22 protein-coding genes are annotated in these 22,657 nt (G+C 66.3%); 8 read left to right on the forward strand and 14 right to left on the reverse strand.

Going from position 1 to position 22,657, the window contains the following annotated elements; translation table 11 throughout:
* Positions 1-106 precede the first annotated feature (106 nt).
* The 5 genes from GAK28_RS08340 to GAK28_RS08360 form a co-directional block, all read right to left on the reverse strand.
* On the reverse strand, positions 107-1,120 hold the full coding sequence (locus GAK28_RS08340) for a spore coat protein U domain-containing protein (protein WP_291777018.1): 1,014 nt from the start codon (positions 1,118-1,120) through the stop codon (positions 107-109).
* Positions 1,117-3,483: a fimbria/pilus outer membrane usher protein gene (locus GAK28_RS08345; protein ID WP_291777021.1), complete on the reverse strand. Its 2,367-nt coding sequence runs from the start codon at positions 3,481-3,483 to the stop codon at positions 1,117-1,119. The genes GAK28_RS08340 and GAK28_RS08345 overlap by 4 nt, the downstream gene beginning before the upstream one ends.
* Entirely contained in the window at positions 3,437-4,099 is a 663-nt protein-coding gene (locus GAK28_RS08350; RefSeq protein ID WP_291777024.1) for a molecular chaperone, read from the reverse strand. The genes GAK28_RS08345 and GAK28_RS08350 overlap by 47 nt, the downstream gene beginning before the upstream one ends.
* Positions 4,100-4,167: 68 nt before the next feature.
* A complete protein-coding gene (locus GAK28_RS08355; protein ID WP_291777025.1) occupies positions 4,168-4,677 on the reverse strand; it encodes a spore coat U domain-containing protein in 510 nt (169 codons plus the stop codon).
* A 59-nt stretch (positions 4,678-4,736) separates the two neighbouring features.
* Positions 4,737-5,246 (reverse strand): spore coat U domain-containing protein, encoded by a 510-nt coding sequence (locus GAK28_RS08360; RefSeq protein WP_291777028.1) that lies wholly within the window; start codon positions 5,244-5,246, stop codon positions 4,737-4,739.
* A gap of 252 nt (positions 5,247-5,498) precedes the next feature.
* Between GAK28_RS08360 and GAK28_RS08365 the strand changes: the two genes are divergently transcribed.
* The 6 genes from GAK28_RS08365 to GAK28_RS08390 are packed head-to-tail and all read left to right on the forward strand — an operon-like array spanning position 5,499 to position 10,465.
* The gene (locus tag GAK28_RS08365) at positions 5,499-6,416 is read left to right on the forward strand and encodes an alpha/beta hydrolase (protein WP_291777031.1); all 918 of its coding nucleotides are present in this window, start codon (positions 5,499-5,501) and stop codon (positions 6,414-6,416) included.
* A gap of 1 nt (position 6,417) precedes the next feature.
* A complete protein-coding gene (locus GAK28_RS08370) occupies positions 6,418-6,825 on the forward strand; it encodes a hypothetical protein (RefSeq protein WP_291777033.1) in 408 nt (135 codons plus the stop codon).
* Positions 6,822-7,016: a helix-turn-helix transcriptional regulator gene (locus GAK28_RS08375; RefSeq protein ID WP_291777036.1), complete on the forward strand. Its 195-nt coding sequence runs from the start codon at positions 6,822-6,824 to the stop codon at positions 7,014-7,016. The genes GAK28_RS08370 and GAK28_RS08375 overlap by 4 nt, the downstream gene beginning before the upstream one ends.
* A 4-nt stretch (positions 7,017-7,020) precedes the next feature.
* Positions 7,021-8,562 (forward strand): alpha/beta hydrolase, encoded by a 1,542-nt coding sequence (locus tag GAK28_RS08380; protein WP_291777038.1) that lies wholly within the window; start codon positions 7,021-7,023, stop codon positions 8,560-8,562.
* On the forward strand, positions 8,559-9,293 hold the full coding sequence (locus tag GAK28_RS08385; protein WP_291777043.1) for an ATP-binding cassette domain-containing protein: 735 nt from the start codon (positions 8,559-8,561) through the stop codon (positions 9,291-9,293). Before GAK28_RS08380 ends, GAK28_RS08385 begins: the two co-directional genes overlap by 4 nt.
* Positions 9,290-10,465 (forward strand): ABC transporter permease, encoded by a 1,176-nt coding sequence (locus tag GAK28_RS08390; protein ID WP_291777046.1) that lies wholly within the window; start codon positions 9,290-9,292, stop codon positions 10,463-10,465. Before GAK28_RS08385 ends, GAK28_RS08390 begins: the two co-directional genes overlap by 4 nt.
* Positions 10,466-10,908: 443 nt before the next feature.
* On the opposite strand, the gene GAK28_RS08395 is transcribed toward GAK28_RS08390, so the two are convergent.
* Positions 10,909-13,002 carry a TonB-dependent receptor gene (locus GAK28_RS08395; protein WP_291777049.1) on the reverse strand — a complete coding sequence of 698 codons (2,094 nt, stop codon included), beginning with the start codon at positions 13,000-13,002 and terminating at the stop codon, positions 10,909-10,911.
* A 180-nt stretch (positions 13,003-13,182) separates the two neighbouring features.
* Here GAK28_RS08395 and GAK28_RS08400 point away from each other — a divergent pair, with 180 nt between their 5' ends.
* Together GAK28_RS08400 and GAK28_RS08405 are read left to right on the forward strand one after the other, a co-directional pair.
* Positions 13,183-14,019, forward strand: coding sequence for a methyltransferase (locus GAK28_RS08400; RefSeq protein WP_291777052.1), 837 nt, complete (start codon positions 13,183-13,185; stop codon positions 14,017-14,019).
* Positions 14,020-14,559 carry an rRNA large subunit pseudouridine synthase E gene (locus GAK28_RS08405; RefSeq protein WP_291777055.1) on the forward strand — a complete coding sequence of 180 codons (540 nt, stop codon included), beginning with the start codon at positions 14,020-14,022 and terminating at the stop codon, positions 14,557-14,559.
* Positions 14,560-14,630: 71 nt separating this feature from the next.
* Here GAK28_RS08405 and dgoD read toward each other — a convergent pair whose 3' ends face one another.
* Genes dgoD through GAK28_RS08445 form a run of 8 tightly spaced genes read right to left on the reverse strand, consistent with a single transcriptional unit; the run spans position 14,631 to position 22,630 of the window.
* Positions 14,631-15,782 carry a galactonate dehydratase gene (gene dgoD / locus GAK28_RS08410; RefSeq protein ID WP_291777058.1) on the reverse strand — a complete coding sequence of 384 codons (1,152 nt, stop codon included), beginning with the start codon at positions 15,780-15,782 and terminating at the stop codon, positions 14,631-14,633.
* Between the two features lie 2 nt (positions 15,783-15,784).
* Entirely contained in the window at positions 15,785-16,396 is a 612-nt protein-coding gene (locus tag GAK28_RS08415) for a 2-dehydro-3-deoxy-6-phosphogalactonate aldolase (RefSeq protein WP_291777060.1), read from the reverse strand.
* 4 nt (positions 16,397-16,400) lie between these two features.
* Positions 16,401-17,201: an SDR family oxidoreductase gene (locus GAK28_RS08420; protein WP_291777062.1), complete on the reverse strand. Its 801-nt coding sequence runs from the start codon at positions 17,199-17,201 to the stop codon at positions 16,401-16,403.
* Entirely contained in the window at positions 17,198-18,085 is an 888-nt protein-coding gene (locus GAK28_RS08425; RefSeq protein ID WP_291777065.1) for an SMP-30/gluconolactonase/LRE family protein, read from the reverse strand. The genes GAK28_RS08420 and GAK28_RS08425 overlap by 4 nt, the downstream gene beginning before the upstream one ends.
* On the reverse strand, positions 18,085-19,086 hold the full coding sequence (araH, locus tag GAK28_RS08430; RefSeq protein ID WP_291777068.1) for an L-arabinose ABC transporter permease AraH: 1,002 nt from the start codon (positions 19,084-19,086) through the stop codon (positions 18,085-18,087). The genes GAK28_RS08425 and araH overlap by 1 nt, the downstream gene beginning before the upstream one ends.
* A gap of 4 nt (positions 19,087-19,090) precedes the next feature.
* Complete coding sequence (gene araG / locus GAK28_RS08435) at positions 19,091-20,611, reverse strand: L-arabinose ABC transporter ATP-binding protein AraG (RefSeq protein ID WP_291777214.1); 1,521 nt, start codon at positions 20,609-20,611, stop codon at positions 19,091-19,093.
* 2 nt (positions 20,612-20,613) lie between these two features.
* Positions 20,614-21,603, reverse strand: coding sequence for an arabinose ABC transporter substrate-binding protein (locus GAK28_RS08440; RefSeq protein ID WP_291777071.1), 990 nt, complete (start codon positions 21,601-21,603; stop codon positions 20,614-20,616).
* Positions 21,604-21,631: 28 nt separating this feature from the next.
* Complete coding sequence (locus GAK28_RS08445) at positions 21,632-22,630, reverse strand: 2-dehydro-3-deoxygalactonokinase (RefSeq protein ID WP_291777074.1); 999 nt, start codon at positions 22,628-22,630, stop codon at positions 21,632-21,634.
* Positions 22,631-22,657: the final 27 nt, after the last annotated feature.

Genomic DNA, 22,657 nt, shown 5'->3' on the forward strand with positions numbered 1-22,657 from the left:
CCTGTCCTGTGCGTGGAAACAAGCCGCGCAGTCTAGGTTTCTTGTCACACGGGATGCTGTCGGCGCAGGACGACGCGTGCCGTCCACGTCATGCAGGGCGCTCGCGTCAGTATGTGACGGTTACGGTGATCCTGTCCCTGTAGCTGCCGGCCTGCACGGCGCTCTGCGGGCGGATGAGTCCGTAGACCGTCAGTGTCTGCTGCGACCCCGAGCCGGTACCCGACTGCGTATCGGTATTGAGTGTGTTGCCCCAGCGCTGCGAACCGGCGCTGTCGGTGTAGAGGTCGTAGAGGACGTATCCCCCCAGCGCGGAGACCATCCGTCGCTGTCCGCTCGACGCGTTGATGCCGTTGTCCAGGCCGACCTGGAAGGGCGCGCGGTTCGTACAGGTCAGGCGTACCAGCGTCGTCGCGTTGCTGTTGGTGTTCAACAATCCGGACACGTTACCGAACTGCATGTCGGTGGCCGTCGCCAGGACGCAGCTGGCGGCGACCGAGGCCGACACGTTCACCGCGGGCATCGACGTTTGCAGCGGGCCACCGGTACCGCCGGCGGTGCAGCTCGACGGGAAAGTGCCCAGGCTTAGCAAGGCTTCGTTGTAGCTGTAGGTGACCTGATTGTTTGTTGCGGCGAGGATGGCGGTATAGGCACCGGGCGACAGCGTGGATTGCCCGGCCGGGACGCGGCCGTATACCGTCGCGCTGCCATTGACCACGGCGCCGTTGCTGAGGATGCCGATCTGCAGGTTGAACGTGCCCGGTGTATAGCTGCCGCTGAGTCGGGAGCCCCAGGGAACCGTCCGGCCGGCATCCTGGAACAGGCCGTACTGCATGCGGTCGTTGTTCGCGTTGATCATGGTGCGCGGCGCGAAATTGCCCAGGTCATCGGGACCGATGCTGGCGCACAGGGTGACGAAGGCGCCGAACAGCCCGCCCAGCGCACCGGTATAGGTGCAGCTGTAGTTGATCGTCGCCGTCGTATCGACATAGGTCGACATGGGGTTCACTGGCCCGAAGGCCGCACCGGTGACGCTGGTGACGGCGCACGTGGTCGTGGCGGACGCTTGCGGTGCGACGAAGAGTCCCGCCAGCACCAGTGCGATCCATGCCAGCCATTTCATGGCGATTCCTTCTTGCAGGTGAGCGGCCCCAGTTGCGGCAGGTCGGTGGCTTTCTCGGGATACGTGAAGGTGATGCTGCAATGCGACCCATCGGCAAGCTGGACGCGAACGGTGGTATCACCGGCCTTCAGTCGATCCAGGTACACCATGCCGTCGAAACCGACCATCGCCGGTTCGCCACCATCGCCCGTGTCGACGGTGCTGCCCACCGGCAACGACTTGCCCGCATCGTCGACGAGGATCAGCGTGGCGGCTTTCACGTACTTCACAGGGAAACGCACCAACACGCCGGAGCGGTCGGAAGGCGCCACCACGGCGTCCACGCGTTGGATGCGTGCATCGGCGGGCAGGTCGAGGGGATCGATGCCGAGGCGGTTGTCCTGCCAGGCGTTCAGCCGTGCGACCAGCAGCGTGCCATGGCTGTCGGTTTCGCCGATGTGGCGATTTTCCAGGAGCACGGGCACGTCGGGCGTGCCGTCCGTGCTGACCAGCGCGAAGGCGTCGTCGATGTGCCGCGACGTGTAGACGTGGCCGCCCATCCAGACCAGCGCGCCCGTGGCATCGGCGTATCCCATCGTCGAGGGGCCCATATTGTTGGCACCGACGGTCAGCTGCCCACGATCGCCTAGCCAGCCGGCCTCGGCGAGGCCTCCACCGTTCTCCCCGCTGCGGCCCTGCACATGCCAGCCGAAACCGCCGTCGCCATTGATGGGGCTGCTGACATCGGCCGTGGCGAAGGTTTGGTTATGGTCCTTCTGACCGGAGAGGCTCCAAGTGATGCCGTTGTCGAGCGCGATGGTGGCTCCCAGGAAGATGCTGCGGTCGCTGCTCTTGTCCAGGTTCTGGTTGACGCTCAGGTTCAGCGAGACGCCATGACCGACGTTGCGCGTCGCGAACAGTCCGCCATAGCGCGATACCGGCTCGCCCGGGTAGCGCAGGCGAACGTAGTTCACGCCGAAATTCGATTCGCGCACGGTGAAGCCCACCAGCGCGCGCTCGGAAATGCGCGGCGGGGGCGAGCCATAGCTGGACGCGACATCGCGATAGCGGCTGTTGCTGCGCAGGCTGTCGACCGCGACGTTCATGAACTTGCCCATCCACGTATAGCCCAGCCCGTATTGCAGGCCACCGCCGCGCGAACCGGCGAGCGAGCTGTTGAAGATGCTCGCGCCAAAGGGATTCCAGAGCGCGCCCGCGCCGCCGCTGGTCCGGCCGTCTCCTCCTTCGACGTGTCCTTCCAGGGTGAGATGGTCGGTGACGCCGTGGCGCCATGTGCCGCTGCCAACTAGCGCGCTTCCGTACGAAAAGGACGACGTGCCATAGCCTTCGCGCACCTTGCCGATATCGATCGACCAGTCGTCGATGCCGGTGCGCAGCAGCTGCCGTGCGGCATAGAAGGGAAAGGTGACGGTGCTGGTCCTGCCCAGCGCATCGGTGAGCACCACTTGGGCCTGGCCTGCCTGGTCGATGCCGGGAATGGCCGTAAGCTGGAAGGGGCCGGCGGGTACGCGACCGTTGTACTGGCGAACGCCGTCGATATACAGATCCACCGACGAAGGTGCCGTGGCTTCCCCGAAGAACTGCGGCAACGGCGTGGTGATCCGGTAGGGCTGCTGCAGGAAGTCCGTGCCGAGCGAGATACCCCCGATGCGCGTCGCCCGCGACCACGACGTGTAGCCGGTGAAGGTATCGCCGACGGTGAGCGCGAGGGAGTGCTGCGGGAACGAGAGCCGCCACTGCGTATCCAGGCGCACGGTCTGGCTCTGCCAGCCCTCGTTCGGCGTTTGGTAGCGTCGGGCCAGCGATGTGGTGCTGAGTACGCCCAGTCCATCGCTGAATCCGCGCAGTTCCGTGAAGGCGCTCATGTTGCCGAGGCCGCCGCCCTTGGACGCATACACATCGTAGTTGAGCAGCATGCCGGTGCCGCTGGTGGGCGGCGTCGATGCGCGCTCCACGGCGTTGAGCACCTGCCGTGGCAAATGCAGCTGGTTCAGCGGTGCCTCGATGGCGATGCGCTGGTCGCTGGCATCGTAGGTAAAGGTGACGTCCTTCAGATCGCGCAGGCAGCGCTGTTCGTCGCTCGGCGGCAGGTTGAAGCCGATGGCCTGCAGGTCGGCGTTCTGCACGCAGAGGGTGCCATCGCGCTGAATGAAATGCACGAGGCGTCCGGTGCTGTTGCCGTTGATGGTGACTTCCAGGTACAGGTCTTCGCCGGTCAGCCGCTCCCGCGGGGTGACGGTCGGCGGTGGCGGAATCGCGTCCGCGGGGCCATGGGTATCGACGGCATGCACGACGGCGACATCGAGCGCGAGGAGGCTAGCCGCCGCCCGCGCCAGTGACCAGGGTCGATTCCGCCGGCTCACTGTTCACCCTTGCTTTCAGCACGCCGGCGGCGGGCGGCACATCCTTGGGCGTTGGCCAGCTCATCGTGCTGCCCGGCAGCGCATAGCCGACCAGGCCGCGGACCAGCACGGTGCGCTTGCCATGGGTGTCGGTGAAGGACAGTTCCGCGATTTGCGCGTGGCCACGTCCGTCGTTGCGTATGCGCACCACGGGGCCGGAGGGTGTCGTGATCCACTCGGTGTGCAGCGTCGCCGCCACGGCCGGGTCGCCCTTGGGCGCGAGAAACACCGGTATCGAATAGCGCAGCACGAAGTTCAGCCCGTCGTGCTTGTCGTTGGGCAGTTCGTCCACGATGACGCGATACGCGGTTTCCACGCCGTCCGGCGGTGCGCTCGTCCGTATGACGCGCACCATCTGCTTGCCGCCGGCGGGGATGGTCACCATGGGTGGGCTGGCCAGCAGTTCGCGCGACGCGTCGTACAGGTCCTTGCCGTCCGCCTGCGTCCAGCGGAAGACGCGGACCTGCGCATGTAGGGTGTCGCTGCCGGTATTGGTGAGCCATAGCGCATCCGCAGATGTGGCGGCCGCCAGGCGAAGACCGATGGGCGCCACCTGGAGCCCGCTGGCCCACGTCATGGGCGCAAACAGCGTCGCGATGGCCAGTAGTCCGGCCAACCCCCTGGGGGAAAGGCACCGAAACACCGTCAGTACGTGATCGTGGCGGTGATCGTGTCGGTATACGAACCGGTCGCGAAGTTCGTGCTGGGCACGTTGCCGTAGACCGGGATCGGCACGCTCAAGCCGGTGCCGATGCCCGAGTACACGTTGCCGCCCGTTCCCGTGGTGCTTCCCCAGACCGTGGTCGGGCTGACGACGGCCGTCTGGTACAGCTGGTAGGGCACCAGGGTCGTGCCGTTCTTCATGGCGCGGTTGTTGACGCTGGTGCCGTTCAGGCCGTTGTCCAGCGCGATGGTGAAGGGCGCCAGGGGCGTGCAGTTGACGTTGAGCGCACCCTGGTTGGTCACGTTGGTGGCCGTGGATGGCTGCGTACCGAAGTTCACGTTGGTCGGCGCGGTCGTGGTGATGTTGCAGGCCGAGGTGATGGTGATGAGCACGTTGAACGTGTTGGTGGCGGTGGCGGCATGCACGCCGTGGGTCGCGACCACGGCGAGTACGGCGGCGCTGGCGGCGATGAGTGAGCGTAGGCGGATCATGGTGGTTCTCCTTTTTACGTTCACGCGTCGGAACGCGTGCCTCTGAACGTGATGCGCAATCAGTACGTGATGGTGGCCGTGATCGTGTCGCTGTAGGAGCCGGCCGCGACGTTCGTGCTGGGCACGTTGCCGTAAACCGGTATGGGTACGCTCAAACCGGTGCCGATGCCCGAGTACACGTTGCCGCCCGTTCCCGTGGTACTTCCCCAGACCGTGGTCGGGCTGACGACGGCCGTCTGGTACAGCTGGTAAGGGATCAGTGTCGTTCCGTTGTTCATGGCGCGGGTGTTGACGTTCGTTCCATTCAGGCCGTTGTCCAGCGCGATGGTGAAGGGCGCCAGGGGCGTGCAGTTGACGTTGAGCGCCCCCTGGTTGGGCACGTTGGTGGCCGTGGACGGCTGCGTGCCGAAATTGACGTTGGTCGGCGCGGTGGTCGTGATGTTGCAGGCCGAGGTGATCGTGAGCAGTACGTTGAACGTATTGGTCCCGGTGGCCGCGTGGGCACCGTTCATTGCAACCACGCCAAGCACGGCGGCACTGACGGTGAGGCGTAAACGGGACCGGGTCATGGTGTGTCTCCTGATGGAAACGTCGTGCGTTGGAGCGCGTCATGCGGTGCGTGTTTCCGTCGGGAACAGCATTGACGAAGGACACTGTGCCCGTGTGTGAAAATTCGGATGCAATGCCGTATTCGCCTAGCGATGCCGAATTCGCCTGTCTCCATGCATGTGTAAAGGGTGCTTGACACGGCGCCGGGATGCGATCAGGATGCGTGTCAAGCGTGCTTGACACGCTCCATGCCACTGGGGAGGGGCTCTACCATGTCTTACCGCATCGTTTTCCGTCTGGCCGCGCTTGCGATGGCCGCCTGCGCCGCGTCCACCTTGCACGCCGCCGATACGGCGGCCGCACCGTTCGAGGTCGGCACGCTCAAGGTCGAACAGCACGGCCATGGCGGCCGCACGATCATCCTCGTGCCCGGCCTGGCTGGCGGTCCGTGGGTGTGGAAGGACACCGTCGCCGACCTGTCCCGGCACAACACGGTCTACACCGTGACCCTGGCCGGTTTTGACGGCACCCCGTCGCCCAGCGCCGAGGGCAACTGGATGGACCGCGCGGACGCCTCGCTGGCGCAGCTGATCCAGCAGAAGCACCTGGGCAAGCCGATCCTGGTGGGCCACAGCCTGGGCGCCACGCTGTCGCTGCGCTTTGCGGGGACGCATCCGGACCTCACCAGTGGCGTGGTCGCCGTAGACGGCCTGCCGATCTTCCCCGGCATGGATCGCGTGACGCCGGAGCAGCGCGCGGCGATCGCCGCCGGCATGCGCGCGCAGTTCGAATCCGCCAAGCCCGAGGACTTCAAGGCACAGCAGCTTCAATACATGCAGAAGATCGGCACGCTCGATCCGAAGATCGCGGAGCAGGTGGCGCCTCTTAACGCACGCAGCGACCAGAAGGCCGTGGCCCGCTATGCGGCGGAGGATGCCGCGGCCGACTACCGCCCGGACCTGAAGAACGCGAAGGCGCCGATCCTGGAGATCGCACCGTATAGCGAGGCGGACGCGGCACAGGGGCCGGTCAAGCTCACGCAGGACCAGAAGGTGGCTTATTACCAGTCGTTGCTGGCCAACGCGCCCAACGCGAAGGTGGTCGCCATCGCACCGTCGCGCCATTACGTGATGCTCGACCAGCCCAAGGCGTTCGAGAAGACACTCAACGACTTCATTGAGGCCCACTGACATGGCACTGCGCGCCGTCCACAAGCGCTACTTTCGCGAGTTCGTGCCCGCCATGGCGGGCTACGTGGTGCTCATCTTGCTTTCGGTGAGCTGGTTGAAGACCCTCGAAGGAACGACGGCGCGCACCATTGTCACGCTGCTGCCGGTGATTCCCGTCGCCTTTGTCATCCGCGCGATGGTGCGGGTGATCCGCGACCAGGACGAGTTCGAGCGACGTATCGACCTGGAGGCCATCGCGATCGGCGGCGGCATCGGTGCCTTCGGTTTTTTCACCTACGGCATGCTGCTCAACGCCGCGGTCCTTGCGCCGCCGAAACCCGAGGCCGTGGCGATCTGGGTGATGCCGGCGCTGATGTTTTGCTTCGGCGTCGTGAAGTGCCTCCTGCGCCTGTACTATCGCCTGCGATGAACAACCGTGTCCGCGAGCTGCGCTCCGCCCTGGGCTGGTCCCAGGCGGATCTCGGCGAAAAGCTCGATGTCTCACGGCAGACGGTGAACGCCGTGGAGACCGGCAAGTACGATCCCAGCCTTCCGCTGGCCTTCAAGATCGCGAAGCTTTTCGCGCTTCCCATCGAATCCATCTTCACGCCGGAGGATTGACGGCATGAAATGCGCACCACGGATCGCCATCGTCATCGTGATCCTCGCCAGTGCCTTCGGCGCACGGCAAGTCATCCACCGGAACGACGGAAAGCAAGGAGCGGCCGTGCAGGAAGCGCACGCCGCCGCGGCGCCCCGTACGTGGAAACTCGGCTCGCTGGAACTGACACCCTGCGAACTGCCGCAGCCGCATTCGGGCCTGTCCACCGCCGGCTGGTGTGCGCCGTTCGAGGTGCCCGAAGACCGCGAGCATCCCGAGGGCCGGAAGGTCCCGCTGCGTCTCGCCGTGCTGCGCAGCAGTGCGCAGGTGCCTGCCGACGACATGGTGGTGTTCATTGCCGGTGGCCCGGGACAGTCGGCGGTGGAAAGCTACCCGACCATCGCGCCGGCCATGCAGTCGTTGCTGGCCCATCGCAACATCCTGCTGCTCGACCAGCGCGGCACGGGCGAATCGCATCCGCTGAGCTGCCGCGACGAACCCGCCGGTAGCGAGGATGCGCACAGCCTCCAGGACAACGCCATCCGGCGCGATACCAAGCGCTGCCTCGACCAGTTGTCGAAGGACGCCGACGTTCGTTTCTACACCACCACCGACGCGGTGGCGGACCTCGAAGCCGTGCGCGTGGCGTTGGGGTCGCCCAAGCTCGACGTGCTCGGCGTGTCCTATGGCACCCGCGTGGCGCAGCAGTACGCCATGCATCATCCTGCCTCGGTACGGACGCGGGCACTCGACGGCATCGCGCCCAATTCGCTGGTGCTTGGCGAGGAATTCGCGGTGAACCTGGATGCGGCCCTCAAGGCCCAGTTCGCCCGCTGCGATGCCGACCACGCCTGCCATGAACGCTTCGGCGATCCGTACCAGACGCTTTACCAGCTGCGCGACGCGCTGCGGGCCAATCCGCATAACGTCAGCTTCCGCGATCCGCAGAACTATTCATCCGTGCAGCGCGTGCTCAGCGATTTCGCCCTGGCCACCGTGGTCCGCATGTTCGCCTATTCGCCGGAGACGGCCGCGCTGCTGCCGTTGTCGCTGGACGCGGCGGCGCATGGCGATGTCGGTCCGCTGCTCGGCCAGGCCAAGCTGCTGACGGGTGATCTGGGTGACACGATGGATGGCGGTATGCAGTACTCGGTGATCTGCTCCGAAGACGCCGACGAGTTGCAGCCGCGCCCCCAGGATCGCGAGCTGATTCTCGGCGACACCATGGTCGAGGCGTTCCGCACGGCGTGCTCGGTCTGGCCGTACGGCAAGCGTCCGGCGGATTTCCGCCAGCCGCTGAAGAGCGACGTGCCTGCGCTGCTGATGTCCGGCGAGTTCGATCCCGTGACGCCGCCGCGCTATGGCGACGAGGTGTTGAAGGGTCTGCCTAACGGCCGCCACTTCGTGCTGAAGGGGCAAGGTCACAACGTGGTGATGCGCGGTTGCATGCCGCGCCTGTACGCTGACTTCGTGGACAAGGCCGACGCGAAGGCACTGAACGCCTCCTGCCTCGACCGACTTTCCCCGCTGCCCGTCTTCGTGGGTTTCAACGGAGCCACGCCATGATCGAAGTACGTGACCTGCACAAGTCCTTCGGCGAGGTGCGTGCCGTCAACGGCGTGAGCTTCACTGCCCGCGACGGCGAGATCACCGGCCTGCTCGGGCCCAATGGCGCAGGCAAGACGACCACGTTGCGCATGCTCTATACGTTGATGAAGCCCGATAACGGACAGGTGCTGGTGGATGGCCGGGAGGTATGGTCCGACCCGGTCGCCGCCCGTCGCCGGCTCGGCGTCCTGCCGGATGCGCGTGGCCTCTACAAGCGCCTGACCGCGGCGGAGAACATCGACTACTTCGGTCGTTTGCAGGGCCTGTCGAACAAGGAGATCGAACGTCGCCGTGAAGCGCTGATCGATGGCCTGGACATGCGCGACATCGCTACCCGACGAACGGAAGGATTCTCCCAGGGCCAACGGGTGAAGACCGCCATTGCGCGCGCGCTGGTCCACGATCCACGCAACGTGCTGCTGGACGAGCCCACGAACGGACTCGATGTGATGGCCACGCGGGCGATGCGCCGCTTCATGCGGCAACTGAAGGACGAGGGGCGCTGCGTGCTGTTTTCCAGCCACATCATGCAGGAGGTCGCCGCCTTGTGTGACCGCATCGTGGTGATCGCCCACGGGCGTGTCGTCGCCGACGAGACGCCTGCCGAGCTGCTCGCGCAAACCGGGCAGGCCAACCTCGAGGATGCCTTCGTGAGCTTGATCGGTACCGACGAGGGCCTTGCCGCATGAGGGCCTTCACTGCCGTCTACTGGAAGGAAGTGCGCGAGAACCTTCGCGATCGCCGCACCTTGATCAACGCGTTGCTCACGGGGCCGCTGCTCGGGCCGGTGATGTTCATCATGCTGATGAACGTGATGGTGAGCCGGGAACTCGACAAGGCCGACCGACCCATCGACGTGCCGGTGATCGGGGCGGAGCTGGCGCCCAACCTGATCCGTGCGCTCAAGGGTGCGGGCATCGACGCGGCGCCGGCGGTCAGTGACCCGGAGGCCGCCGTGCGCGACCAGCGCGCGGACGTCGTGCTGCGTATCGCGCCCACGTATGCCGAGGCCTGGGGCAAGGGGCAGGCGGTGCAGGTGGAGGTGATCTACGATTCCTCGCGTCGCGATGCATCGACGCCGGTCAATCGCGTGCGCAACGTCATCGAAGCCTACGGCAAGCGCGAGGGTGCGATGCGGCTGATCGCTCGCGGTCTGTCGCCGACCACGGCATGGCCGGTCCAGGTGGCCGAGCGCGACCAGGCGTCGTCGCAGTCGCGCGCCGCGCTGATGTTCTCGTTCCTGCCGTACTTCTTCGTGCTGACGGTGTTCCTGGGCGGCATGTACCTGGCCATCGACCTGACCGCGGGCGAGCGTGAGCGGCAGTCGTTGGAGCCGCTGTTCGTGAATCCCGTGGCGCGCGGGACGATCCTCGCGGGCAAGCTGGCGGCGATCTGCACGTTCTCGCTGGTGAGCCTGCTGCTGAGCGTGGCGGCGTTCTCCACGGCACCGTGGTTCATCCCCGTGGACAAGCTGGGTATCGCGCTCGACCTTGGCGTCCATTTCGGTGCGCAGGTGTTGTTGCTGATGTCACCGTTGATCCTGCTGCTGGCCGCGTTGCAGTCGTGGGTTTCTGCCATGGCCAAGAGCTATCGCGAAGCGCAGACCTACCTTTCGGTGCTGATGGTCATCCCGATTCTGCCCAGCGCGCTGCTATCGGTGATTCCCGTGCGGCCCGAATCGTGGATGTATGCGGTGCCGCTGCTGGGACAGAACCTCGCCATCGTGCAGCTGATCCGCGGTGATGGCGTGAATGCCGAGCAGATGGGCCTGATGCTCGCGGGTGGCTTCGCGGCGGCGATCATCGCCGTGATCGGTGCCGCCTGGATGTACCGTTCCGAACGACTCGCCATCTCCGGCTGATTGCCTTCGTTGTAGGAGCGCGCTTGCGCGCGATGGGTGCTAGCGGCACCCTCCCATCGCGCGCAAGCGCGCTCCTACAACAGCCGGGTCAACGCCAGCGCACATCCACGCCTACCAGGAACGTCCGTCCCGGTGCCGGCTCGTAGTACCGCTCCGAACGACTGGCCATCTCGGGCTGATCCCTTCGTTGTAGGAGCGCGCTTGCGCGCGACGGGTGCTCGCGGCAGCCCCCATCGCGCGCAAGCGCGCTCCTACAACGGCGCGGTCACCGCCAGCGCACATCCACGCCTACCAGGAACGTCCGTCCCGGTGCCGGCTCGTAGTACCGCTCCGAACGACTGGCCATCTCGGGCTGATCCCTTCGTTGTAGGAGCGCGCTTGCGCGCGATGGGTGCTCGCGGCAACCCCCCATCGCGGGCAAGCGCGCTCCTACAACGGCGCGGTCACCGCCAGCGCACATCCACGCCTACCAGGAACGTCCTTCCCGGTGCCGGCTCGTAGTAGCGCCCGTTGCCGTCGTTGACGATCACCGAGCCGATCACATGCCGGTCCGCGAGGTTGTCCACGCGCGCGAAGGTGTTCACCCGCCAGGGGCCTTGGTCGAACACGTAGCCGCCGGACAGACCGAACAGGGCATACCCCGGCGCCGATTCGGTACCGAGATCGTTCACCGACGTCGCCCCCATGGCGTTCATGTCGATGCCGACTTGCCAGCCTTTCTCGGCACCGTATTTCAAGGCCGCATAACCCATCGACCGCGGCACGCCGGGAATACGCGTACCTGCGGCGACAGGAGCTTGCACGCACGGCGTGGCGACGCAGGTCATGAATGGCGAACGGAAGGTCGCCTGTAAACGCGTGTAGCTCGCGATCAGGTGCAGGTCCTTCGCCATTTCGCCGTCGAACGAGGCCTCGATGCCTTGCCGCCGCGAACGCGCGATGTTCTGGTAGGTCGTGCGGCCACCCTGGTTCGTGGTCACCGCCAGTTCGTCGTCGCTGTCGGCACGGAACAGCGCGACGCCCGCGCGGATGCGCTCCGTCGGCTGGAGCTTCACGCCCACCTCCATGTTCTTCGATCGCGATGGCTTGAGGTTGAAGGCCAGCCCCGCGCCACCATCGGCGCGATAGCCGATCTCCGAGAACGTGGGCGTTTCGAAACCCCGGCCCCAGTTGGCGTAGACATGCGCCCACGGTGCAGCCCGCCACAACACGCCGAACACCGGCGTCGTCGCCGAATACTTCACGGTGCCGCTGTCGTCCGGATTCCCGGGCGAGATGTAGCGATCGTCGGAGCGGAAGCGTACCTCGCTGTGACGCACGCCGCCCATGAGCGTCCAGTCGTTCGCGACACGCCAGGTCGCCTGGGCGTATTGATCGAAGTCGAACACGCGGTCGATCTCGTCGCGACGCTTGCGCCCGCGCACGCCGAGTTCGTTGCCGACGAAGTTCTCGTAGCCCTCGCGATGCTGGTGCTGGTTGTCGTAGGCGATACCGGTGGCGATTTCGAAAGGGCGTCCGGCGAGCGTGTCGTGCCACGTCCAGCGTACGTCGCCACCGCCGTACTGGTTGGACAGGTCGACCACGCCACCCGCATTGCCCGGCTGGCTGCGCTGCGTCGCCACGGGGATCGACAGGTACTGCGTGACACTGCGCTGCCCGTAGTACCCCATCACTCGCAGGCTGTTCGCCGCGTCGATCCGCTGTTCGTAGATCAACCCCGCCTGCTGCTGGTCGGCCGACTTGCGCGTGTCGAAGCTGTCGGCGACGGCGGCCACCTGGCGGGGATTGGCCTTGTACTGCGCCCGGGTCAGGCCCAGTGGGTCCTGTGCGCCCGGGATATCCACGGCATTGAGCACGAGGGTCAGCTTGCGATCGTCGTCGATCTGCCAGCCGATTTTCGCGTTGCCCGATTCGCGGCGAGCGGCGCTGTGGTCGCGGTAGCCGCTGGTGCGGAAGTGGCTCACGTCCACGTTGTAGTCGACGGGTCCTTCCACGCCACGCGCATTCACGGACGCACGGAAGTTGCCGTTGCTGCCGCCCGCCGTGCCGAAGCGCAGCTCCGGCGGCTCCGTGCCGTCGGCGGTGAACAACTGGATCACGCCGCCCGAGGCGTTGCCGTAGAGCGCCGAGAACGGCCCGCGCAGCACTTCCACGCGTTCGGCCGAGTCGAGGTTGAAATGGGTCACCTGGCCTTGGCCGTCGGGCATCGTGGCCGGGATGCCGTCGGTGTACAGGCGGATGCCGCGGATGCCGAAGGTGGAGCGTGCGCCGAAGCCACGGATGGAGATCTGAGTGTCCTGCGCGTAGTTCTGCCGGTCGCGCGCGGTGACGCCGGGAATGGATTGCAGGCGCTCGGACAGGTTCACATCCAGCGTGCCGTCCGGTGGCGTCGCCACGCTGTCGATGGCCGCGGGAATGTCATACGGCGACTGGGCCGTGCGCGTGGCCGTGACGACCACGGGGGCGAGGCGTGGGGCGTCCTGGGCCGAGGCGACGCCGGCGCCGATGAGGGCGATGAGGAGGTAGAAGGGACGCATCGGGCCATGATGCCGTTTCTTGCGTGCATATGCCGTTGTAGGAGCGCGCTTGCGCGCGATCGCGCGCAAGCGCGCTCCTACAGGTCGGCCAATTCCACCGGCCTGTCGCAAACGGTAGAGAGCGGGCCGCCGGCCCATGCTAGCCTTCCGGTCCGTCCCTCCAAACCCATCGGTAGCGCCATGAAGAAATTCATTATCGCCAGCGTGATCGGCCTCACCGTGTCCTGTAGTGCCCAGGCCTTCCAGGCCGATCAGCCGAGCCAGGCCACGCCGCCGGCCAGCGCCGGTCAGGTTTCCGCATCCCAGCTCGACCAGGCCATCGCCGGCAGCTGGCGTTCGCCGCAGAACAAGGCGCGCGACGTCTACCGCCACCCGAAGGAGATGCTCACCTTCTTCGGCGTGCGTCCGGACATGACGGTGATCGAGATCTGGCCGTCGGGCGGCTGGTTCACCGAGATCCTGGGGCCCTTCCTCAACGCCAACGGCCACTACATCGGTGCGATCCCGACCGGCTCGAAGGGCAAGGCCGCACTGGAGAAGAAGTTCTCCTTCGGTCCGAAGCAGTATTCGAACGCCAAGCTGCTCGAATTCGACAACAAGACGCCGAACCTCGGCCCGGACGGTTCGGCCCACATGGTGCTGACCTTCCGCAACGTCCACAACTGGGCGGCCGACGGTAGCGCGGAAACGATGTTCAAGTCGTTCTACAAGGTGCTCAAGCCCGGCGGCGTGCTCGGCGTGGAAGACCACCGCGCGGACAAGGGCAAAACCCTCGACCAGGTCGTCAACAGCGGCTACCTGCCGACCGAGTACGTCATCAAGCTCGCCACCGACGCCGGCTTCAAGCTCGATGCGCAAAGCGAGATCAACGCCAACCCGAAGGACAACCACGACCATCCCAAGGGCGTGTGGACCCTGCCGCCCGTGCTCGAACTGGGCGACAAGGACAAGGCGAAGTACCAGGCCATCGGCGAGTCCGATCGCATGACGCTGCGCTTCGTGAAGCCCGCCAAGTAAGTGCTGGTCGCGTTCAACAAGCCCTTCGGGGTGCTTTGCCAGTTCACCGACGAAGCCGGCCGGCGCACGCTGGCCGACTTCGTGCCGTACAAGGGTGTGTACGCGGCAGGGCGACTGGACCATGACAGCGAAGGGCTGTTGCTGCTCACCGACGACGGCAAGCTGCAACACCGGCTGGCCGATCCGAAGCACAAGCAGCCGAAGACATACCTGGTGAAGGTGGAAGGCATTCCCACCGAAGAGGCCATCGAGCGCCTGCGTCGCGGCGTGACGCTCAACGATGGTCCGACCCTGCCTGCCGGGGTCGAGGCCATCGCCGAACCCGACTGGCTATGGCCGCGCGATCCGCCTGTGCGTTACCGCAAGACGGTGCCGGACGCATGGTTGCGCATCGTGCTGCGCGAAGGCCGCAACCGGCAGGTGCGCCGCATGACGGCGGCGGTGGGGTTTCCCACGCTGCGTCTCGTGCGCGAGGCGGTGGGGGGATATCGGTTGGATGGGTTGGGTCTAGGACAGACGCGTGTGATCGACGCGCGTTGAGGGCACCCATCGCGCGCAAGCGCGCTCCTACACACGATGCCCGGTAGGAGCGCGCTTGCGCGCGATGCTTTTCACCACTCCGCCACGGTGCCATCCGGATGCCGCCACAACGGATTGCGCCAGTCGGCCGCTTCGCGGCTGCGTTCGATCACCAGTTCCTCGTCCACGTCGATGCCCAGGCCCGGCGCGGTGAACGGTAGGGCGCAGCCCTGGGCGTCGAGCTTCAGCGCCTCCTTGTTGCGCACGTAGTCGAGCACCTCGCCACCCTTGTTGTAGTGGATGCCGATGCTCTGTTCCTGCAGCGTGGCATTCCAGCTGACGAAATCCAGGTGCAGGCACGAGGCCAGTGCGATCGGCCCCAACGGGCAGTGCGGGGCGACGGCCACGTCGTAGGCTTCCGCCATCGCGGCGATCTTCACGCACTCGGTGATGCCACCGGCATGCGAGAGGTCGGGCTGGAGGATGGAAATACCGCCACGCTCCAGCACGTGCTTGAACTCGAAGCGCGAGAACATGCGCTCGCCGGCCGCCAGCGGAATCGAGGTAAGCGCCGCGATGCGCGGGTAGTACTCGGCCTGTTCGGCCAGCACCGGCTCCTCGATGAACAGGGGGCGGAAGGGTTCCAGCTCCTTCACCAGCACCTTGGCCATCGGCGCGGACACACGGCCGTGGAAGTCGAGGCCGAATTCCACATCGGTGCCGAAGGCCTCGCGGATCTCCGCCACGCGGGACACGGCGGCGTCCACCGCCTTGCTCGTGGCGATGATGGCCATTTCCTCGCAGCCGTTGAGCTTGAAGGTGTCGAAGCCGTGCGCCATGCGCTCCTTGATCTGCGCGATGACATCCGCCGGGCGGTCGCCACCGACCCAGCAATAGGTCTTCATGCGATCGCGCACGCGGCCGCCGAGCAGTTCGTACACGGGGGCGTTGAGCACCTTGCCCTTGATGTCCCACAGGGCCTGGTCGATGCCGGCGATGGCGCTCATGAAGATGGCGCCGCCGCGGTAGAAGCCGCCGCGGTACATGGCCTGCCAGATGTCGTTGATCTGTGCCGGGTCCTTGCCGATGACAAACTCCGAGAGCTCGTGCACGGCGGCTTCCACGGTGCGTGCGCGGCCCTCGATGACGGGCTCGCCCCAACCGACGACGCCTTCGTCGGTCTCCATCTTCAGGAACATCCAGCGGGGAGGTACGCGGTACGTGGTGATCCGGGTGACTTTCATGCTTAGACCGATCGGTAGGCTTTGACGAAGGCTCGCGCGCGCTCTCGGGTTCGTTCCACCGGCTGGCCCGGCTTGTAGAGGTCGCCGCCGAGGCCCGCGCCGATACAGCCCGCGTCGAGGTACTGGCCGAGGTTATCAGGGGTGACACCACCTACCGCAAGCAGGGGCACGTCCGGAGGCAGCACGGCACGCATCGCCTTCACATAACCGGGGCCCATGTTGGCCGCCGGAAATAGCTTCAGCGACTGGGCGCCGGCCGCCAGGGCCGTGAACGCCTCGCTGGGGGTGAGGAAGCCGATGGAGGTGAACATGCCTCGCTCGCGGCCCTTGCGGATCACCGCCGGGTCGGTGTTCGGCGTAACCAGCAGGTGGCCGCCCAGATCGGCGACCGACTCCACGGCTTCCGGCGTGAGCACGGTGCCGGCGCCTACCAGGGCGCGTTTGCCCGCCGCTTGCACGGCGAGGGGGATGCTGCGTTGCCAGTCGGGTGAATTGAGCGGCACCTCGATGGCGTCGAAACCTTCGGCGATGAGGGCCTCGACGTGGTCGACGACCTCGTCGGGGGTGATGCCGCGAAGGATGGCGATGAGGGGAAGGGCAGTCGGCCAGGCCATGGGATCACTCGTGGTAGAGCTGGGAACGGCCGCCGTCGATACGGATATCGGCGGCGTTGATATAGCGGGCTTCGTCGGAGGCGAGGAACAGCGCCGTATAGGCGATTTCCTCGGGCTCGCCGATCCGCTTGTTCGGCAGGATATCGGTCTGCTTGCGGCGTTCGGCTTCCGGATCGGGCGCGGCGTCGAAGCCGGCCTTCGCGATCGCGGTGAGCACGAGGCCTGGCGAGATCGAATTCACGCGGATGTTCTTCGCGGCGTACTCGATGCCCAGCGCCTTGGTCAGGCCGATCAGGCCATGCTTGGCGACGGGGTAGGGGAAGCAATGCGGGATGATCTTGTGACCGTGCACCGAGGCGATGTTCACGATACTGCCGCGACCCAGCGAGAGCATGCCAGGCAGCACGGCCTTCGCGCAGTTCCAGGCACCCTTCAGGTCCACTTCGAAGCAGCGCGTCCATTCCTCGTCGGTCAGCGACAGCGGTTCATTGAACACGTTGATGCCGGCATTGTTGACGAGGACGTCCGGCGCGCCGAAGCGCTCGGTGGCCGCATCGACCATGCGCTGGATGGCGGCGGGGTCGGTGACATCGGCCTGGAACAGCATGGCCTTGTCGGTGTTCAGTTCGTTGAGCGTGCGTCGTGCCTGGGCGTTGTCTTCCAGCACGTTGAGCACCACGGCGGCGCCGTGCGCGGCGAACAGCTTCGCCGTGGCGGCGCCGATGCCCTGCGTGGCGCCGGTGACAACGGCGACCTTGCCGGCAAGGCGGGGGAGGGGCGTGGTGCGCGGATCGGGCGTGCTCATGCGTGGACCTTGTGACCGTAACGGGCTTCGGGCAGGCCGCGACCGACGGGCGGCGTGCCGATGTAGATGGCGCCGTCGAACGGACCGGCGGTGTCGCCCATGCCGAGGTGGGCGGAGGTGATGACCATGCGATCCAGTTCGGGGCCGGCGAAGCTCACGCAGCTGGGCTGCTTCGAGGGCAACGCGATGGTGGCGTCTACCCGGCCGTCGGGCGCGTAGCGCACCACGCGCGAGGCGGCCCATTCGGCGTTCCAGAGGAAGCCCTCGGCGTCGATCGTGGAGCCATCCGGCTCGTAGCCCGGCGTCAGTTCGGCGAACACGCGGATGCGATCCACGTCGCCCGTGGCGGCGTCGTAGTCGCAGGCCATGATCTGCGCCGTGGGCGAGTCGGTGAAATACATCGTCTCGCCGTCGGGACTGAAGCAGATGCTGTTGGTGATCGCGGCCTTGGGCAGAGCGAGCCGCTGCAAGTGGCCGTCGTGCGTGTAGCGCCAGAACGAGGCGACTTTCTCCGGGCCGCGTTCGTTGAGCGTGCCGAAGACGAAGTTGCCCGCCCGGTCGCAGCGGCCGTCGTTGGCGCGCGTGCCGAGGATCTCCGGCTCGATGTCGGTGAGGATGTGCAGCCGGCCGTCGCGCGTGTCGTAGCGCGCCACCTGTTTCTCCAGCGCGAGCAGCAGTACGCCCTTCTCGTGTGTGAGCGCGAAGCAGCAGACGCGGGCGGGCAGGACATTCTCGGTGACGTGACCCGTCGCCGGGTCGTAGGCGAACAGGCGCGAGGTGGCGATGTCGGTCCAGCGGACCAGGCCGGCCAGGTCGTCCCAGATCACGCCTTCGGCGTGGGTCTGGCGCTGGTCGGAAAGGGGCTTGAAGGAGGATTCGGTCATCAGCGGGCTTGCCTGCGGTTCTTGAGCTGGTCCACGAGCACGGCGATCAACAGGATCGTGCCGCGGACCAGGTACTGATAGAAGGCGTCGATGTTCATGAGGCTCATCGCATTTTGCACGGTGCCCATGATGAGAACGCCAACGATCACGCCGCTGATCGTCGCGCGGCCGCCCATCAGGGACACGCCGCCCAGCACGCAGGCCGAGATCACGTTCAGTTCGAAGCCTTCACCCGCGTTCGGCTGGCCGCTGGTCATGCGCGAGGCGAGGATGATGCCCGCCAGCGCCGCGACGACGCCCTGGATGAGGAAGATGGCGATACGCACGCGGTCCACCGCGACACCGGCCAGGCGGGCGGCATCGGGGTTGCCGCCGATGGCGAGGGTATTGCGGCCGTAGATCGTCTTGTTCAGCAGCACGCCGAACACCGCGAAGCAGGCCAGCGTGACCCAGACCGGCACCGGCAGGCCGAACAGCTCGGCGCTGCCCAGGGTGAAGAAGGCTTCGTTGGTGACGCCCACCGCCTGGCCCTGCGAGCTGATGAAGGCGAGGCCGCGCACGATCTCCATGGTGGCCAGCGTGGTGATCAGCGCATTGATCTTCAGCTTGGCGATCACCGCGCCGTTGACGAAGCCCACCAGGCCGCCCGCCACGATGGCGGCCGCGACGCCGATGGCCACGCTGCCCGTGGCGTTGGCGACGATGGCGCAGAACACACCGGCGAAGGCCACGGTGGAGCCCACCGACAGGTCGAAGTCGCGCGAGGCCAGGCAGAACATCATGGTGCAGGAGACCATGCCGATCTGCGACACGGACAGCAGCAGGCCGACCATGTTGTCCCACGAGAAGAAGTACTGCACGGTGACGCTGAGCACCGCGAACAGGGCGATGAAGATCAGGATGAGGCTGTAGTCGTCGACGACCTGCCAGAGCAGGGCGCGGCGGCGGGCCGCCGGCGTCTCGCGGGTCGCACCGATGGCGGCGGCTTGGGAGTCGGTCATGGGATTACCTGGCGTTCGTAGCGGTGGTGCCTTCGGGGAGCGCGGCGGCGAGCACGTTCTGCTCGTTCGCTTCGCCGTGGGCGAACTGGCCGACGATGCGGCCGTGGCACATGGCGATCACCCGATCCGACACGCCGAGCACTTCCGGCAGTTCGCTGGAGATCATCACCACGGCCACGCCGTGCGCGGCCAGTTCGTAGAGCACGTTGTAGATTTCGTTCTTGGCGCCGACGTCGATGCCGCGGGTGGGCTCGTCGACGATCAGCACGCGCAGATCCTTCTCCGCCAGCCAGCGCGACAGCACGGCTTTTTGCTGGTTGCCGCCGGAGAGCAGGCGGATCTCCTGCCGACGATGCGGCGTGCGGATGCGTAGGCGTTCGATGTAGCTGTCGGCGGTTTTCGCCTCGATCCGATCGTTGACGAACAGGCCGGCGGTGAGGTGGTTGCGCCGCGCGCTGATGTTGATGTTCTCGGCGACGGAGCGCACGCCGATGATGCCTTCCTCCTTGCGGTCTTCCGGACAGAAGACCAGGCCATGGCGGATGGCGTCGCGGATGTGCGAGGCCTTCACCGGCTTGCCGTCCACCGTGACCGTGCCAGACAGGCGGCGATCGGCACCGTACACGGCGCGCATGACTTCCGAACGGCCGGCGCCGACGAGGCCGAAGAAGCCGACGATCTCGCCCGCCCGCACGTCGAAGCTCACGGGACGCTGCACGATGTGGCTGGTGACGTCCTTCACGGACAGGCGCACGTCGCCGTGTTCGCGCGGTTTGTAGCCCCAGATATCGCCGATGTCGCGGCCGACCATGCGTTGCACGAGGGTGTCGCGCGTGACGCCTTCGAGCGTGTCGAAATCGGCGACCTTGCGGCCATCGCGGAAGATCGTCGCGGCATCGCACAGTTCGAAGATCTCGTCGAGGCGGTGCGAGATGTAGATCATCGCCTTGCCCTGCGCACGCAGGTCGCGAACGAGGCGGAACAGCACGTCGGTCTCGCGATGCGACAGCGAGCTGGTGGGCTCGTCGAGCGCGAGGATCGTGGCATCGCGCAGGATCGCCTTCACGATCTCCACCATCTGCCGCTGGCCGATCGAGAGCTGGCGCAGCTTCGCGCGCGGATCGAGGTCCACGCCCAGCGCGTCGAGGCGCTCGCGCGTCCAGGCCAAGGCGCGGCGACGGTCGACAAGGCCGAAGCGCGTGGGCAGGCGACCCAGCAGAAGGTTCTCCATCACCGACAGTTCCGGCACGTACTGGAGTTCCTGATGGATCACGGCGACACCGGCGCCGATGGCGTCGGCGGCGCTGCGGAACGCCTGCACGTCGCCATCGATGGCGACGGCGCCCTCGTCGGGGATGTACTCCCCGCCGAGGATCTTCATCATTGTGGACTTGCCGGCGCCGTTTTCGCCAAGCAGGCCGTGCACGCTACCGGCGCGCATGGCGAAGCTCACGTCGGAGAGCGCGCGTACGCCGGGAAAACTCTTCCCGATATGGCGAAATTCCAGGCGCGGCGCGCTGCCCATGGTCAAAGTCCCATTTCCTTGCGGACGTCGGCGACGTTGCCGCGGGTGATCAGGCGGCCCGTGGTCAGGGTCAGCGCCGGCGGGGCCTTGTCGTTCTTGATCCACTCGTACATGTCGATCGAGGTTTCATAGCCATGGCGCTTCGGGCTGATCAGTACGCTGCCGAAGAAGCCGGTCGGCTCGCCCTTGGCGAACTCGTTGAGCGCCGACTTGCTGCCGCCGATACCCACGCCGATCATGTTGTCCGCACGGAAACCGCGACCTTCCGCGGCGCGCACGGCACCGAGCACCGCCTCGTCGTTGAGGCCGAAGGCCACCCAGTGCTTGAACTTCGGGTTCTGCGTGATTGCGATGTTCGCGGCGTTGAAGGCGTTCTCGGTGTCCGTCTTGGCCTGCGGCGCGTTGATGATGTTGGCCTTCGGGAAGCCGGCGGCCGTCAACGAGGCGATGGCGCCGTCGGTACGGTCCTTCGCGGTCGGCAGCTGGTCGTAGGAGATGCGCAGGGCGCCGGTTTCTTCCGGTTTCCAGCCGCGCTTCTTCATTTCGTCGGCGATGGCCTGGCCGACCTGCTCGCCGATCTTGCTTGCCGAGATGCCCATGTGCGGCACCGATTCGATGGGCTTGCCGGCGCCGTCGACGAGGCGGTCGTCCACGGTCATGAGCTTCAGGTGGTTCATCTTCGCCTTGGCGACGATGGAGGGGCCGAGCTTCACGTCGGGCGTGCAGATGACGAAGCCCTGCGCGTGCTGTGACTTGAGGTTGTCGATGGCGGTGAGTACCTGGCCGCCGTCGGGGGCGCCGATCTTCACCAGCGTGAAGCCTTTTTCCTTCGCAGCCTGTTCGGCGTACTTCCACTCATCCTGGAACCAGGGTTCCTCGGGCTGTTTGACGACGAAGCCGATCTTCACCGGCTCGTCGGCGAAGGCCGGCGCGGCCGTGAAGGCCATGGCCAGGGCGAGGGCGCGAAGCCCCAGGGCGATGTTCATCTTCATGCGTTCCCTCCTCGTGTGCGTGCGCAGTTCAGCCGAGCAGCCCGCGCTGGCGCGCGACGGCGATGGCGCCGTAGCCCGCGAGATCGCGCTGTTCGTCGTCGCCCAGCACCGTGACGGTGCCGGAAAAGAAATCGTCGCCTTCCACCAGCCTGCCGATCGCTTCGCGCAGGATGGGCTTGCCGCTGACGACGAAGCGCGTACCCGGGCTCATGCGGATCGCGCTGGAATTCTTGAGCGTGAGCAGGTCCGACCCGAGCACCGCGCCGAGCAGGAAGTTCGCTCGCGCGTTGGCGTCGTAGACCGCGAACTGGTCCAGGATGCGCACGCTGAAGCAGGCGCGACCCAGGCCGATCTTCTTCGCCGACGCGGCACCCGCCAGCAGCATCTCGGGATCGATGCGCTTGGCGAAGCCTTCCTTCAGCGAACCGGCGAGGATCGTGTCATGCGAGATCACATGCAGCAGTTCGCCGGCCAACGTGGTCACGCAGCCGTCGATACGCTGCTTCGCGTCGATGCTGACGAACTTGGAATGCGAGCCCGGCAGGACGATGACGGTCGGCTCGGCGAGGCCGAGGCGTTCGACCAGCGCGAAGGATTCGGTCTCCTCGCCGCGCATCATGTCCATCGCCTCGCAATTGTGCAGGCCGATGTGGTCGACCGCGTTGCGGACGCCCGGTACGAACCAGATCGGCTTGTGCCACACATCGTCGATTGACGATTCGCGCATGGTCCTGGCGAGGTTGTCGATACCGGCCGGTGCCGGTACGTGCGGAATCTCGCACAGGCCCACGTTGGAGGTGATCATGCCCGAGGCCAGGGCGAGGCCGACGTCGTCGCGGTACACCTTCGCGGCGTCGAGGGCTTCGGCGATGGTCTCGCGTACGCCCTCCTTCAGCTTCGCGGTGCTGCCGGTGATCGCGGTATCGCGGACGCCGACCTGGCGTGCGGCGTGGGCGAGCACGTCGCCGTCCCGCCACACGGTGACGCGGGTGTTGGTGGTGCCGGTGTCGATGGTAAGGATGTTCATCGAAGATCCGTTCGAAAGCGCAGCGGA

Source organism: Luteibacter sp. (assembly GCF_009912395.1).
Classification (GTDB): Bacteria; Pseudomonadota; Gammaproteobacteria; order Xanthomonadales; family Rhodanobacteraceae; genus Luteibacter.

Bases quoted from the DNA above. Each gene is read 5' to 3' on its own strand.
- GAK28_RS08365 (WP_291777031.1), top strand. From the start codon at position 5,499: ATGTCTTACCGCATCGTTTTCCGTCTGGCCGCGCTTGCGATGGCCGCC.
- GAK28_RS08395 (WP_291777049.1), bottom strand. From the start codon at position 13,002: ATGCGTCCCTTCTACCTCCTCATCGCCCTCATCGGCGCCGGCGTCGCC.
- GAK28_RS08350 (WP_291777024.1), bottom strand. From the start codon at position 4,099: ATGACGTGGGCCAGCGGGCTCCAGGTGGCGCCCATCGGTCTTCGCCTG.
- GAK28_RS08340 (WP_291777018.1), bottom strand. From the start codon at position 1,120: ATGAAATGGCTGGCATGGATCGCACTGGTGCTGGCGGGACTCTTCGTC.
- GAK28_RS08370 (WP_291777033.1), top strand. From the start codon at position 6,418: ATGGCACTGCGCGCCGTCCACAAGCGCTACTTTCGCGAGTTCGTGCCC.
- GAK28_RS08420 (WP_291777062.1), bottom strand. From the start codon at position 17,201: ATGAGCACGCCCGATCCGCGCACCACGCCCCTCCCCCGCCTTGCCGGC.
- GAK28_RS08375 (WP_291777036.1), top strand. From the start codon at position 6,822: ATGAACAACCGTGTCCGCGAGCTGCGCTCCGCCCTGGGCTGGTCCCAG.
- GAK28_RS08445 (WP_291777074.1), bottom strand. From the start codon at position 22,630: ATGAACATCCTTACCATCGACACCGGCACCACCAACACCCGCGTCACC.
- GAK28_RS08400 (WP_291777052.1), top strand. From the start codon at position 13,183: ATGAAGAAATTCATTATCGCCAGCGTGATCGGCCTCACCGTGTCCTGT.
- GAK28_RS08360 (WP_291777028.1), bottom strand. From the start codon at position 5,246: ATGACCCGGTCCCGTTTACGCCTCACCGTCAGTGCCGCCGTGCTTGGC.
- GAK28_RS08415 (WP_291777060.1), bottom strand. From the start codon at position 16,396: ATGGCCTGGCCGACTGCCCTTCCCCTCATCGCCATCCTTCGCGGCATC.
- GAK28_RS08355 (WP_291777025.1), bottom strand. From the start codon at position 4,677: ATGATCCGCCTACGCTCACTCATCGCCGCCAGCGCCGCCGTACTCGCC.
- dgoD (WP_291777058.1), bottom strand. From the start codon at position 15,782: ATGAAAGTCACCCGGATCACCACGTACCGCGTACCTCCCCGCTGGATG.
- araG (WP_291777214.1), bottom strand. From the start codon at position 20,611: ATGGGCAGCGCGCCGCGCCTGGAATTTCGCCATATCGGGAAGAGTTTT.
- araH (WP_291777068.1), bottom strand. From the start codon at position 19,086: ATGACCGACTCCCAAGCCGCCGCCATCGGTGCGACCCGCGAGACGCCG.
- GAK28_RS08425 (WP_291777065.1), bottom strand. From the start codon at position 18,085: ATGACCGAATCCTCCTTCAAGCCCCTTTCCGACCAGCGCCAGACCCAC.
- GAK28_RS08390 (WP_291777046.1), top strand. From the start codon at position 9,290: ATGAGGGCCTTCACTGCCGTCTACTGGAAGGAAGTGCGCGAGAACCTT.
- GAK28_RS08440 (WP_291777071.1), bottom strand. From the start codon at position 21,603: ATGAAGATGAACATCGCCCTGGGGCTTCGCGCCCTCGCCCTGGCCATG.
- GAK28_RS08385 (WP_291777043.1), top strand. From the start codon at position 8,559: ATGATCGAAGTACGTGACCTGCACAAGTCCTTCGGCGAGGTGCGTGCC.
- GAK28_RS08380 (WP_291777038.1), top strand. From the start codon at position 7,021: ATGAAATGCGCACCACGGATCGCCATCGTCATCGTGATCCTCGCCAGT.